Origin of the sequence: Desulfovibrio inopinatus DSM 10711 (assembly GCF_000429305.1) — a bacterium.
GTDB lineage: Bacteria > Desulfobacterota > Desulfovibrionia > Desulfovibrionales > Desulfovibrionaceae > Alteridesulfovibrio > Alteridesulfovibrio inopinatus.
Genome location: NZ_AUBP01000001.1, coordinates 359,222 through 371,963 on the forward strand (window position 1 = coordinate 359,222; position 12,742 = coordinate 371,963).

At 47.7% G+C, this 12,742-nt stretch carries 12 protein-coding genes; 4 read left to right on the top strand and 8 right to left on the bottom strand.

Annotated features, from left to right (window positions below):
- Positions 1-314 precede the first annotated feature (314 nt).
- A complete protein-coding gene (locus G451_RS0101595; protein ID WP_027182896.1) occupies positions 315-1,256 on the top strand; it encodes an ornithine cyclodeaminase family protein in 942 nt (313 codons plus the stop codon).
- Between the two features lie 20 nt (positions 1,257-1,276).
- Here G451_RS0101595 and G451_RS0101600 read toward each other — a convergent pair whose 3' ends face one another.
- Positions 1,277-1,753 (bottom strand): GNAT family N-acetyltransferase, encoded by a 477-nt coding sequence (locus G451_RS0101600; RefSeq protein WP_027182897.1) that lies wholly within the window; start codon positions 1,751-1,753, stop codon positions 1,277-1,279.
- Positions 1,754-2,056: 303 nt separating this feature from the next.
- A complete protein-coding gene (locus G451_RS0101605; protein WP_027182898.1) occupies positions 2,057-2,629 on the bottom strand; it encodes a TetR/AcrR family transcriptional regulator in 573 nt (190 codons plus the stop codon).
- A 244-nt stretch (positions 2,630-2,873) separates the two neighbouring features.
- On the opposite strand from G451_RS0101605, the gene G451_RS0101610 reads away from it, so the two are divergent.
- Positions 2,874-3,215 (top strand): DsrE family protein, encoded by a 342-nt coding sequence (locus tag G451_RS0101610; RefSeq protein ID WP_027182899.1) that lies wholly within the window; start codon positions 2,874-2,876, stop codon positions 3,213-3,215.
- A gap of 65 nt (positions 3,216-3,280) precedes the next feature.
- On the opposite strand, the gene G451_RS0101615 is transcribed toward G451_RS0101610, so the two are convergent.
- From G451_RS0101615 to G451_RS0101630, 4 genes are all read right to left on the bottom strand, one after another.
- On the bottom strand, positions 3,281-4,960 hold the full coding sequence (locus tag G451_RS0101615) for an ABC transporter permease (RefSeq protein ID WP_034640156.1): 1,680 nt from the start codon (positions 4,958-4,960) through the stop codon (positions 3,281-3,283).
- A 13-nt stretch (positions 4,961-4,973) separates the two neighbouring features.
- Positions 4,974-6,020, bottom strand: a complete 1,047-nt coding sequence (locus G451_RS0101620; RefSeq protein ID WP_027182901.1) for an ABC transporter ATP-binding protein — start codon at positions 6,018-6,020, stop codon at positions 4,974-4,976.
- A 9-nt stretch (positions 6,021-6,029) separates the two neighbouring features.
- Positions 6,030-7,073 carry an extracellular solute-binding protein gene (locus G451_RS0101625; RefSeq protein WP_027182902.1) on the bottom strand — a complete coding sequence of 348 codons (1,044 nt, stop codon included), beginning with the start codon at positions 7,071-7,073 and terminating at the stop codon, positions 6,030-6,032.
- A gap of 74 nt (positions 7,074-7,147) precedes the next feature.
- Positions 7,148-7,954, bottom strand: a complete 807-nt coding sequence (locus tag G451_RS0101630) for a protein phosphatase 2C domain-containing protein (RefSeq protein WP_027182903.1) — start codon at positions 7,952-7,954, stop codon at positions 7,148-7,150.
- 671 nt (positions 7,955-8,625) lie between these two features.
- Here G451_RS0101630 and G451_RS0101640 point away from each other — a divergent pair.
- On the top strand, positions 8,626-9,411 hold the full coding sequence (locus G451_RS0101640) for a hypothetical protein (protein ID WP_027182904.1): 786 nt from the start codon (positions 8,626-8,628) through the stop codon (positions 9,409-9,411).
- A gap of 111 nt (positions 9,412-9,522) precedes the next feature.
- On the opposite strand, the gene G451_RS32115 is transcribed toward G451_RS0101640, so the two are convergent.
- Positions 9,523-10,449, bottom strand: a complete 927-nt coding sequence (locus G451_RS32115) for a hypothetical protein (protein ID WP_051261010.1) — start codon at positions 10,447-10,449, stop codon at positions 9,523-9,525.
- A 337-nt stretch (positions 10,450-10,786) separates the two neighbouring features.
- On the opposite strand from G451_RS32115, the gene G451_RS0101650 reads away from it, so the two are divergent.
- Positions 10,787-11,233, top strand: a complete 447-nt coding sequence (locus G451_RS0101650; RefSeq protein ID WP_051261011.1) for a GNAT family N-acetyltransferase — start codon at positions 10,787-10,789, stop codon at positions 11,231-11,233.
- Between the two features lie 170 nt (positions 11,234-11,403).
- Here the strand turns inward: G451_RS0101650 and G451_RS0101655 are convergent, their stop codons facing one another.
- The gene (locus tag G451_RS0101655) at positions 11,404-12,402 is read right to left on the bottom strand and encodes a P1 family peptidase (protein ID WP_027182906.1); all 999 of its coding nucleotides are present in this window, start codon (positions 12,400-12,402) and stop codon (positions 11,404-11,406) included.
- Positions 12,403-12,742 lie beyond the last annotated feature (340 nt).

Genomic DNA, 12,742 nt, shown 5'->3' on the forward strand with positions numbered 1-12,742 from the left:
TGGACAGCACAAGGCGAATCCGCGTTTTTGAGAAGTCGAAGCAGGACGAGGTATCCGTGAAGAAGTCCCAAGGGGAGAGGTGGGGCGCTTGCATCTCAGTGGTAAAAGGCGAAAATTCTGGATGTATCGTTGGTTTGCCGAGACACCTGATGTCTTTCTAACAAGTTAATATATCGTGCTTTTGCTGCTATGAGCGATCGGGATTGTCATGCCGAAGAGGTTGCGTGCAATGGAGACTCTTGGGGAGGACTGTATTCCCAGCGTTGTTTTGTCTTTCTATGGTTCTCAAAAATTTTTATCGATAAGGAGATGCTGTGAACCCACTGTATATTACCTACAATGCGACAAAAAAGAAACTAACATGGCGAGATGCCGTTGAAGCGTTGCGATTTGGCCATACGTTCCCAAATGCCGAAATTCGAGACATGTTTCTTGGGCCGGCACACGGCACATTGCTGAGTCGCGGTGCTTATATCGAGGGAGTAGGGTACGGGGTGAAATCCACAACCGTCTTTAACAGGAATACCCAAAAAGGTTTGCCATCCGTCCAGGGGGCTATGCTTGTCTTTGAGCCCGAGTGCGGTCAGCTTCGTGCGATTATTGAGAGCCGTCTTATCACCGAGTTCAAAACGGCAGCGGACTCTATGCTTGGCGCTACGTTCCTTATGCGGCCAGACAGCAAAAAAGTATTGATAGTTGGGGCCGGGGCTGTTGCCCGCAGTCTGATTGAGGCGTACAGCGCCATTTTCCCTGGGCTTGAACGGATAACCGTATGGGCACGTCATTTCGCGCAAGCCGAAGCCCTCGCTAAGGAATGGGAACACAATTCCGTCGCTGTTGTTGCGGTGACCGATTTGGGGGCTGCAGCATCGGAAGCGGACGCTATCTCAACGGCAACACTGGCGCGTGAGCCTATCTTGAAAGGACAATGGATTCAGCCAGGTACGCATATCGACTTGATCGGCGCCTACAAGGCAGACATGCGCGAAGCGGACGATGCACTCATTACAACCGGTTCGCTGTTTGTCGATAGTCGAGAAACGACGCTCGGGCATATCGGTGAATTGACTATTCCTATCGCAAGCGGTGTGATTACGGCCGACGACGTGCAAGGAGATTTGTACGATATGATACGCAACCCGTCTTGTGGGCGGCAGGCCTCAACAGACATCACCATTTTTAAAAACGGCGGCGGCGCACACCTCGATTTGATGATGGCGTGGTATATTTGCAAGCAGGCTGGTGTCGAGCGTTAAGAAAGGTGAGGTTGGATTTCTCATCCTTTCGACAGCATGTATTTCATGGGAATGAATCGAATACCATTGACTTCATGTTCTTCTGACTGCGCTTCAAAGCCCATTCTTTGGTAAAAACCGAGTGCATTGGGTGATGCATTTACTGTAAGCGCTTGAGCATTCCGTGCTTGGCAAAGTGTGATTGCCATGTGGACAAGCTGTTGTCCAACTCCCTGTCCTTGGACCGATGCATTCACAAAAAGCATCGACACGTGGTTATCTTGCCGTACTTCCACAACACCGACGAGTTCTTCAGCTCGCTTCGCTATATAAACCACCGAACCTTCGTGAATACGTTGTTGCAGTGCTTCCGTGCATGCGAACGCCTGAAAGGATGCAATGCCTTGATCGGAAAAATATGGGGCAACATATCTTCCAAAAACAGTGAGTACCAGCTGGATAGTGCAATCTTCCTCGCCTGGTTGAAGTGGGGTATATTCTATACGGGGTGCTATCACTTCTCTGTTTATCTCCTTGTCTCAAAAAATTCAGTGGTCTATGTTTTAGTCTACTGTGTAGATTTCTAGCAGGATACGTCAAGTTTCTCACAGTGTGCGCATTGATATGAATACATATTTTATGCACAAGTTTGTATTCGAGTAAAGGTTTTGTCTTGAGATGATTGAGACCTAGGGGATTGTTTTGAATGATCATTAAAAAAGTGTTGATGCAAAAAAGGTTCTTTTTAACTCGAACAATCGTTCAAGTCGGTAGTGGCTATATAAACCAAGTATCAGCTAACGGAGTTGAGATGCTTGACATCACTCTTCCTGCGGCCAGGGGAGCCATGGTAAGCCTTCGCGCAGGCCTTGACGTATACGGTCGACAGCGTCGCACTGGTAACCATAAACGCGGATTCCAAATATGTGTAGCATGATGCTCGTCGCGCGATATTGGCTTCGTGTGGTATCGAATTCTCTTTCAAGATAGTGTTGGAATACGGCTTCCACTTCACGCAATTTGGCGGCAGCGAATTCATGCAATGCGTTGCCTTCGCTTGCTAACTCAAGTTGAGTTTTGACAAGAAGGCAACTCTTGTAGTCGCTTTGTCTCGCTTCATGGAGAACGCGCTCGAAGTTCTTACAAATCCCTTCGCCGACATTGGGAGCGGTATCGAGAATTTGGCGTATTGTTGCGATTCGTTGTTGTGCATAGCGTTCAAGTGCTTCTTTGAACAAAGCCTCTTTGTTGCCGAAGGAATAATACAATGATCCCGGTTTCAGGCCCGTGGCTTTGACGACCTGTTGCATGGACGAACCGCTATATCCATTGCGCCAAAACAGATCGATCGCTTTGTCAATAATATCATTTCTGTCGTACTGGGCTTTTGCCATCTCTGTCCTGCTTCTCTCGTTGTTTTTACCGATTGACGTCAAAGTATCCCGCGTGGAGAGTAACTTGAATAAACATTCAAAAAAAGTTGACAAGGGGATTTTCTTGGTCAAAACTTGAGCGATCGTTCAAGTTGGTCTGAAGACTTCTGCGTCAGCAATATCGCAAACTCCAAGACCGCCTTGTATCGTGAAGTATTGGTCACCATCTTTTCATCACAACAGACCGTAAATATGAGGGAATTTCATGAACGCTGAACAATTACATATTCTCTGGACGAACGACAATCCCATCACGTCGGAACTGATGGTCATGATGTACGCCAAGGCCGCCATGGAACGAAAGATGTGGAATGCGGTGACAGTGATTATTTGGGGAGCCACCGCCAAATTCGTGGCCGAAGATATCCACATGCAACACCTTATAGCCGAAGCACAAGAAGCGGGCGTGGAGTTTAGCGCATGTGAAACCTGTGCACGTCGCTTGGATGTGAAAGAACAGCTTGGCAATCTCGGAATAGAACTCAAGTCCTGGGGTATCCCTTTAACGGAACTCATTAAAGGGAAGGAACATCTCATTACAATTTAAGCATGCCTTGCAAATAATCAGGGAGGATGCATTAGGTACTCCTCCCAGGTGCCAACCATACAGGCTTATCGCAACAAGGGAGAAATTGTGCTGATAATCAAGCTCAAGCAGACGGTCAGAACAATGAGCAATGTCCCATAGGCCATAGCCAAGCCGATGTCATACTCAAAAATGGCGTTGACCATGGCAATGGAGATAGGCTTGTTCGAGGCGGTATAGAGAAACGCTGAAACTGTATACTCACCGATACTACGTACGAAAACATAGAGAAATCCTGCGAGGAGTCCCGGGGAGATAATAGGAAGCGTTATTTTTCGAAACGTTGTATAGCCCGATGCACCAAGGCTTTTGGATGCTTCAAGAAGTGTGGAATTCAATCCCTGAAAGGATATGTGGGTCACTTTCACCACGATGGGAAGGGATTTGATGAAGTAGCCCAAGGGCAGCAAAACATATGTGCCGACTAAAACCGTATTAAACGTGAACACGTTGGGCGTACTGGTCGCCGTAATAATATTGATGGCGATCGCGCTGGCGGGCATTGCCCAAGGCAGTACAACCAGGAACTCAACCACGCCTTTGAATTTGAACTGTGTTTTTTCGATTATCCACGAAGCGGGGATAGCCACGAATACACAGAGGAATGCAGCCAAAATCGACATTTCAATACTGTTCATGAATGGCCTGAATTTTCGCGCTTTGGAAATAACGATGTAATTATCCAAAGAAAATGCTTGGGGGTAAATATTCACCATCCATGAGGAGGAGTCCACGAAGGACAAAACAATGATTGTCACAAATGGCAGCAGGATCAAGAGCACGAGAAGCGCCTTGAGTCCCGATGCGCAACAGCGCAATGCTGTGTTTCGAATTGTGAAGGGGTGAAAGGGGGTCCCCTTGACCGATCCGGAAAACTGCCTCTGTTTTTCATACCAGCGCAGTACACCAAAAAAGACCATGGAAATGATCGTCAGGACAACCACCTGGACGGCGGCCGTTTCCATGAAGTTATTGGCTTTTGATAACAAAATCTGCGTGGTCAGCACTTTGTAGCCTCCGCCGATAATACTCGGCGCAGCAAAAGAACCTATTCCGGTCATAAACGTCACGGCTGCAGACGTTATCACGGCCGGAGCAATGAAAGGCAGAATGACAGAGGTAAACACCTTTATTCGCGAGGCACCGAGAATTCTGGCACTTTCAATGACGGAAAGGTCAATATGCTTGATGGCCAGCGAAACGGTGAGGTAAAAGTACACGTACTGAGTATAGATGTGTACGAACAGTATGCCGGGCAGACCGGAAAAATTGTATGGAGATTCGTCGAGTCCCAAAAGCAGCTCAATGCTTTTGGTGACGAGCCCGCTTTCGCCATATAATTGTACAAAGGCAAAAACAATGATGATTCCCGGCATCATCACCGGAAGTAAAAGGAGTTTGTCGAGCACATCACGGTGGGCACACTCGAAAAAATGTACCAAGAAGGCGAGCCCCGTCCCTACCAGACCACACAGTATGACGGTCAGCGCTCCGAGAACCAGCGTGTTTTGCAGAACGAGAAGACTTGTGGAAGATGTGAAGAACGCTTCATAGTGAGCAAGCCCGGTTCCACCCTCGACGGCCAGACTTTTCATGAGCGTAGTCAAAGCCGGATAGAGAACACACCCCATCAGCACCCAGAGCAACGCCAGAATGCCTAATCCCGGAATAACTCGGCGCTGAAGGCGTTTCATGACATACAGCATGTTGTCTTTTCGCCTAGTCATCGAGGAGTTTGAGCGCGTTTGCTGAAAGGGTTATCCAGACGGTATCATCGAGCTGAAGATCCGTTCCCTGCTCAATGGTGTTCAATTCGGCCACACGGAGTACCGTGTCCCCCATGCGCACAATGGAGTCAATCCACACCCCGTTCAATTGACGTTCAACAAGTTGTCCACGAAACGTGTTGGGTCCGTGAGTGGCCTCTTTTGATATCTGGATATTCTGCGGTCTGATAGAGAGGTAGCTCCCGCTTCCGGCCGTATCCGGCACATGTAACTCCGTGCCATCGTCCAGATACACCTGTTCTGACTTGCGTTCGACTTTAAGCAGATTGGTATCACCGACGAACCTGGCGACAAACACATTTCGCGGCGTGTTATATACCTCCTGTGGTGTCCCGACCTGTACCACACGGCCTTTGTTAAAAATGGCGATGCGATCGGACAGGGTCAGTGCCTCGGTTTGGTCATGGGTGACGAAAATGGTGGTTATGCCCAAACGTTTCTGCAACGACTTGATTTCGATACGCATTTTGTCGCGCAATCGGGCGTCAAGATTGGAAAGTGGTTCGTCCAAAAGCAGAACGTCCGGTTCCACGGCCAACGAACGGGCCAATGCTACCCGTTGCTGCTCACCGCCGGACAGTTCCGTGACTCTGCGGTTACCGAATTCGCTCAGCCCGACCATATCCATATAAAGTGAAACCGTTTCGCGGCGCTCTTGGCTAGCCTTTTTCTGGATAACCAAGCCATATTCTATGTTCTGGCGCACAGTGAGGTGAGGGAAAAGGGAATAATTTTGAAACACCATGCCCACCTTGCGTTTTTCAGGGGGCAATTGGGTCATGTTTTTGTTATCGATAAATACTACCCCTGATTGCGGGGTGATGAACCCCGCGATCAGGCGCAGTAACGTTGTTTTTCCACAACCGGATGGGCCGAGGAAGGTGAAGAATTCTCCTTTTCGTATGGACAGATCGACCTGCGAACACGCCCATATGCCGTCAAAGGACACTCCCACTCCCTCAAGGACGACAGCCCCCATAACAAATGCCTACTTTTTATCCTTACCGGAATCTTTAATTTCCATATCCCAGTGCTGCATCCATTGGGACTGCTTGGAAGCCAGATCGCCCCAATCCACATCCATGACCCGGAATTGGATTTCACCCATCCATTGGGGGGCGGTGGCGATGGCGTCGGGATGTGTGGGCATACGGTTGAACTTGTTCGCGAGCATGGATTGTGCTTTTGCACCGCCCGCGAATTCAACAAAAGCTCGCGCCGCATTGGGGTGCTTTGCTCCCTTGATGACGGCGATTCCATCGGTGATGACTGGGGAACCGCTTTCCGCATCAATAATTTCAAGGGGCATCTTGTTCTTTATTTTGTTGTCGATCACGGAGTTGAGTACAGCAAAACTCAGAGGGGCTTCCTTGCGGCCAACGGCTTGAAACTGAAGAGAACCGCTTCCATAATAGCGCTTGGTATTGGCATCAACCGCTTTGAGGAATTTCCATCCACCATCAAGATCGCCTTTTTTTTCAAACTGCTGCAGCAGGGAAGAGTAGGTGGCGCGTGCGGATGAGGACAAGGCATTTCTGAAGACCAATTGGTTTTTGTACTTGGGGTTTGCGAGATCCCACCAGTCTTTAGGGGCGTCGTCTTTGCTCATCATCTCGCTGTTATAAAACATCAGTACTGGAGTTTGGATCGTACCATACCAGTACCCGTCTTTGTCCTTGAACAATGGCTTGATTTTGTCCGCCCAGCTCGGGGTAAAAGGAACGAAGAGGTCTTCCGCCTTGAGCTCCTGATACACGGAGGAAGGCGCTCCGTACATGACATCGGACTGTGGGTTGGCCTTTTCTGCGCGAACCCGATCAGCCAGCTCACCCTTGAGGTTGATAAACTCGACGTTGACACCAGTTTCTTTTTCAAACGCGTCCGCCACCAGCTCCAACATGGACTCTCCATGAGTGGAGTAGACAACAACTTTTTCTTCCAATTTCGTATCGGAAGCCATTGACGCCGCGGGAAACAAGACGACGACAAACAGAGCCAGAACGGCCCATCTGATACACGTACCGATGTTCATGTGATGCTCTCCATCAGGCTGTTGCATGTTATTATAATGATGATTCATCCGACCGAATTTGGTGATGGCATCGCTCACATGTGAATGGCGATGGCGGCAATGTCATCGTGCGTTTTAAAACGAGGATAGATGCGGCACCCGATGTCGGTAGCCTCGACACTTCGAATGTGGTTGTGGACTCCCTTGAGACCGGCTTTGCGGAACAGGTCTATGTGTTCGCAAAAATCACGTCTCAGCCAAGGCGTTGCATCGGGGAGAAGTAAGCCGTCGGTAAACAAGAGAATATGTTTGATGCCGTTGAGATCATGTTTTCCGGAACGAAGAAAACGCATTGCTTCCGGTTCTCCGTTGAAAACGCCGTAATCCACGTTCATACGGGAGCGGACCTTCAAAATCTGCTGATGTATGGCAACCCTGATAGGGGCATCCGTCTCGTGGCAAACGTCTCTCCAGAGACGTAGTGTCTCCGCATCCTGGTCAATAGGTTCGCACAAAAGCTCGGACTTGCCTGTGTCGTGGATGCAAAAAATTCGGCAATCACCTATTTGCGCCCATTCCAGCGAATCGCCTTGAACGCGAACTACAGCCGCACTCGTACTCCAGAGATTTCCTTTGTCGTTCAACGCAACCTGCCGGTCGAGCATGTCTTGTCGGAGAGCTTGATTGGCTCGTTCTGCCAACTCCACCAGTGTTCCATCATTCTTTCTGAATTCTTCGGCCACACGGTGAGAAGCGAGAAAACCTCCTGTAAGCCCATGTTCATAGGTTTCGGAAGTCAGACTGGTCGCTCCGTCAAACACACCGAAAAGGTTGTTCTCCATAACAAGAACATCTTCATTCATGACCCCGGAACCGTGTTCAATGAGTGATTCAACGTGCATCGCTTTCCTTTGTTCTTGAATTGTATTCATACAATAAATTCAAGTTACAACAAATAGATACAAGTGATTGAAAGCCTTCTGTTCTATCAAGATGTCCGATGGAATTTCTATGAATGGAGAAAAGCTGGGAGGAGTGAGTTGTGTTGAGTCTTTTGCTGTTTGAAAAGTTCACTATGGAAAGTGATTCATGCCGTTCCAGGCCTCAGCATAATCTTGAAGTACAATAAACAAGGAAGGACGGTTTGTTTTTTGACAAACCGGTCTTTGAGGGATGTTGCGTCCTGTTGTTTGTGATTTCTTTGCTTATATTTATTGTATTATATTTATTGTGTGTCGCTATTGTATTGCAGCGCTATTACAAAGAGTATGTTTTTATTCCAGGTTCTTCATAAGGTTTTTCAAGGTTTTTCTGAAAATATTGGAATTTGCTATCCGGGTTTCACCAGGCTTTTGAGCTATATTCATGGCGCGTGTATATAATTCTAGTTATTTTAGTTGGTTGTTGAAGATTTGTTTGTTGTTGTTTTTTCTATGTTAAATATGGATTAAACTTTGCATGAAATATATTGTTGATTATTATGTTTTGTTCAGCATGCTCTGAATGGTTTGCAAGTAGATGATCTCCATTCACAAGAGGTAGTTAGGTACACACAGAAGCAGAGGGAGTAGGTATGATGCGAAAAGGAAAAGTTGATCTGGTGTTCCACGGTCGTTTGTTCATCCTTCTTGTTATGAGTGTTTCATTGGTGTTGATAGCTGCATCGCATGCAAAAGCCAGCTTGTACTTAACTGGGACGGCTCGAGCTGGACTTTTTACTTCGGTAAGGTCTGGGGGGAGTTTTGATACGAGTAGTGAACCGTTACCTCGAGGGATTGTTACGGAGATTAACAAGGAAACGAGCGCTTCCGCTGGCACAGGAGGGAATCGTGCAACCAGCTCTGCGCATTTACAGTATTCCGTCAATGCTGATTCACTTGGGTGGATTAAAGGGGACACTGTCGGTGAATTTTCCATTTCAATGACCGGAAGTGTTCTGCGACCTTATGGCCCGTCCTATGCGATCTCAAATGATGATTTTGCAATTCAGTTTAATACGACAGTGGACTATGAGTATAATATTTCAAGTTCTTTCAGAAGCTACTATAATGGAAGTGGACATGTGGCGTTGAAAGAGTTGGATGAGATGACAGATATCTATTCGGCAATTTCGGATGGGGATCATACTGAAACCGGTCTTTCGACTGGAATTATACCGGCTGGGAGTTATGAATTTTCATCGTCTCTTCTCCTTTCTATCTTTTCTCCATCTGGAGACGGTCTTGATGCGAATTTGGTCAATGCAACGTTAACGTTGAGTCCGGTCGCACCATCAGCTGTTCCCTTGCCAGGGAGTTTGTTGCTGCTGTCCACAGGACTCATTCCGGTTTGCGTGTTGAGAAGAAAGTTCTTTGGCTAGAGCTGCATTACATGGCATATCGTAGGCCTGGAAGGACATCTTTCAGGCCTTTCAGAATGTGACGGTTCATCCCAATATTGAATGAAGAAAGACATATTTCGAGGACGTCGGCTAGGCAGCGTCCATGAGTTTCAGGGTCTCTTGCATCAGTTCAGCATTCTCCGTATCCCCCCTGTATAAAGCACCTTCGAGGCCGCCACGGGCCATTTCAATGAAATCGTACCGTTTGGTGTCTGTTGCCATATCGACTGCCTGGTTATCCACGTCGGAGAAAGCCAAGGTCATTGCTACGAGCGAGATGCTATTATCCAGACTCATGCGGCCGCTGACGATTTCTGAATTTATCCAGTCGAACAATTCTTGACGCGTTGCGTTGGTGAAGTCTGGCTTCGTCCCTCCGGTTTCGGCCTGGGGGTTGACTGAATCGGGGGCAGAGGCCTGCGTTGCTGTGTTTGCCGATACTTCGGCGGAAGCTGCAGTCGATCCTTCGACGGTCATGCTGAATTCACTCTCACCGAGACTGTTGAACAGATGGCCGTATTGGGCCACAGCGGTGTATGGTGCTTGTGCGTAAAGCTCGGCAAATTCGGAGTATTCTTTGCCCGCTTCCACGAGGGAAGACAGTCCGGATACGGCTCGGAAATCGTTGGAGAGCTCCGGAGATTCTTCGAAGAGGGCTTCAATCTCCGCTTTCTGCGGATGGTCTCCCTGCACCCTGACACGGCCTTCTCCGTCGGTAGTCAGAGTCACCGAGGGCGATGTTGCAATGTCGTTCTCCCTGAACAGGGCGTCAATGTCTTCCTCCAGCGCCTGCTGCTTCTGTTCCATCGCAGCCTTGATGTCGTCCAGAGAAACAGCCCCGTTCGAGGATGGGGTCACACCGATCCCGGCAAAAAAGTCCGCCATCAGTCGGCCGCTTCCGGACAGACTGACGGTGTCGCCTGGCGACATTGGCTGCACCGTGTCCTGTTTTTTGGCTCCTTGTGCCGTATACGTTATCGCTTGGGTCTGATATCCGCCCTGCAAAGATTCGATCATGTCGCCTCCATGGGGATTTTTTTTCCGATTCCCGTCTATTCAGCAATATTTGTTCCACAGAAAACATTCAGAGGGCAGAGAGACGTCTTTGTAAGGGAGGTATTTCCGAGAGATTGCCAGTATTTATTTCATGAGTACAAACTAAACGGCAATGAATATCTCACTATTCTGTCGCTTTTCACTATTCAGGATATAGTTATTGATATAATATGATTGTTTGTATTTGTATTATAATTGTTTCGAGTGCATGTTATGAATTTGATCATCAATAGATACAGTATTGGTTATAAAATGAATTCTTATTTGTTATGCTTTTTCTCTATGGGAGAAGATGTATATGATTGAAATCAGAGTGATACAGCGCAATGAAGAAATGTATAAAGAAATTCGTGGTCTCAGGTACGAATTGTTTTTTGCTCAGCATGGTCTACAAGAAAGCATATTGGATGATGAAAAAGAATTACACAGCATACATGTTGCAGCGTTAGATAAACAGGAATGTGTTGGATATGGCCGCCTGACCAAATTGAATGAAAATCATTTTCAAATTTCGCAAATGGTCGTAGCTCCAAAATATCAAGGTCAAGGCTATGGCAGCATATTGTTGAACGATTTGGTCACGAGGGCAATTTCTTTGGGTGCTAAAGAGATTGTTTTGAATGCACGCACGACAGCAAAGCGTTTTTATTCCAAACATGGGTTTATCGAAACAGGCAATGTCTTCCCATCAAAAAACACCGGTGTTCCGCATATCCAAATGAAATATACCGTCACAACGTCGTAGCGCCAAGATGGAAGTCGGTTGACGAAGACAGAGCAGGAAAAAAGCCCTGAAAGTTGAACTTCCAGACCTTTCAATCTTTTCTGATGGAGCTGATGGGCCTTGAGCCCGCGCTTTCTTAAATGTCACCGTATCCAGTAAAATTGCCAAGTCGTCCTGGGGTCGAAACAATGCTATTCGTTCCAGTCTGAGGCAGATGGGTAGCCAGCAACCGACTTCGCCTGTTGTACGGCATTGACAATGGCCTTTGTTGTAGCCTCGGCAGCAGCCGTACCCACGAGGTTGATGGTATCAGCAGTGACATTCCCAGACTGGGCGTGCTGGTTTGGAACTGAAACGGCGAAAATTGTATCACCGTCATACATGGTGTGCGCAGGAGTGATAGCTCGTGCCATTCCATCATGAGCCATTTGAGCAATTTTCTTTAACTGCCCTTTGGAAAGAGGAACATTCGTGGCAACGACACCAATCGTTGTGTTCGTGCCAGGGAAAATATTTTCGACATTTTGGTCGAGGATAGCCTTCACTGAGGAATAATAATTTCCTGGTTTCTCCCCTCGGATTCCGGCGAGAATTTTTCCTGTATCTGGATCAAGTATGTCACCTAATGCATTCACCGCAACGATCGCACCGACGATGACTCCGCTCGGTAATTGAATCACTGCAGACCCGAGCCCTGATTTCATCGCTTTATCTCTGCCCAGGTATTTGCCAACCGTGGCACCGGTTCCGGCTCCGATGTTCCCCATTTTCACTGGCGAATCTTTTGCATTCTGACACGCTTGAAATCCCCATTCTGCCGATGGCCTGACTTGAGGATTGCCAATATCAAGATCGAACAACACGGCAGCTGGCACGATGGGCACGACAACTCCATGTCCTACTGGAAAACCGATGTGCTCTTTTTCCAGACAACGCATAACGCCGCTCGCAGCATCCAGACCATACGCACTGCCACCGGAGAGAACGAGAGCATGAACTTTATCCACAAGGTTGATCGGGTCCAATAAATCCGTTTCACGGGTTCCCGGTGCTGATCCTCGTACATCCACAGCGGCTGTTGCCCCTTCAGTGGGGAATCGGATGACAGTGCACCCTTTTACATTTTCCGCGTCGGTATAATGTCCAACACGAATTCCTTGGATTGCCGTGATGGTTTTGTTTTCATTCATATTTTTTTGTGCATGAAGAGTGCGAACCGTTATGAGTTGAACAAAAAGAATCAACAAAATGAAAGCATATTTGTGGGTGATACAACGTCCAACCATCGCATTATTCTCCCATTTATCATGAAGTGAGCGCATTGGAGTTGATTCTATCTCAAAGAGAGGGGGAGGGGTAGGCAATAAAAGGGCCTGGAAGTTGAGCTTTGAGACCTGTGATGTTTTCGCTGATCGCGGCCGATGCTGTGGGGCCATGGGTGCTTAAAATCTTTGTCTTACTTCTTTGTTTGCTTGTAAAATTTAAATATTCGTCACTATGCCAGTTGCCATTGCCGCTATAATAAACCCA

Coding starts and splice junctions, on each gene's coding strand:
- G451_RS0101605 (WP_027182898.1), bottom strand. CDS start 2,629: ATGGCAAAAGCCCAGTACGACAGAAATGATATTATTGACAAAGCGATC.
- G451_RS0101610 (WP_027182899.1), top strand. CDS start 2,874: ATGAACGCTGAACAATTACATATTCTCTGGACGAACGACAATCCCATC.
- G451_RS0101615 (WP_034640156.1), bottom strand. CDS start 4,960: ATGCTGTATGTCATGAAACGCCTTCAGCGCCGAGTTATTCCGGGATTA.
- G451_RS0101620 (WP_027182901.1), bottom strand. CDS start 6,020: ATGGGGGCTGTCGTCCTTGAGGGAGTGGGAGTGTCCTTTGACGGCATA.
- G451_RS0101625 (WP_027182902.1), bottom strand. CDS start 7,073: ATGAACATCGGTACGTGTATCAGATGGGCCGTTCTGGCTCTGTTTGTC.
- G451_RS0101630 (WP_027182903.1), bottom strand. CDS start 7,954: ATGCACGTTGAATCACTCATTGAACACGGTTCCGGGGTCATGAATGAA.
- G451_RS0101640 (WP_027182904.1), top strand. CDS start 8,626: ATGATGCGAAAAGGAAAAGTTGATCTGGTGTTCCACGGTCGTTTGTTC.
- G451_RS32115 (WP_051261010.1), bottom strand. CDS start 10,449: ATGATCGAATCTTTGCAGGGCGGATATCAGACCCAAGCGATAACGTAT.
- G451_RS0101650 (WP_051261011.1), top strand. CDS start 10,787: ATGATTGAAATCAGAGTGATACAGCGCAATGAAGAAATGTATAAAGAA.
- G451_RS0101655 (WP_027182906.1), bottom strand. CDS start 12,402: ATGAATGAAAACAAAACCATCACGGCAATCCAAGGAATTCGTGTTGGA.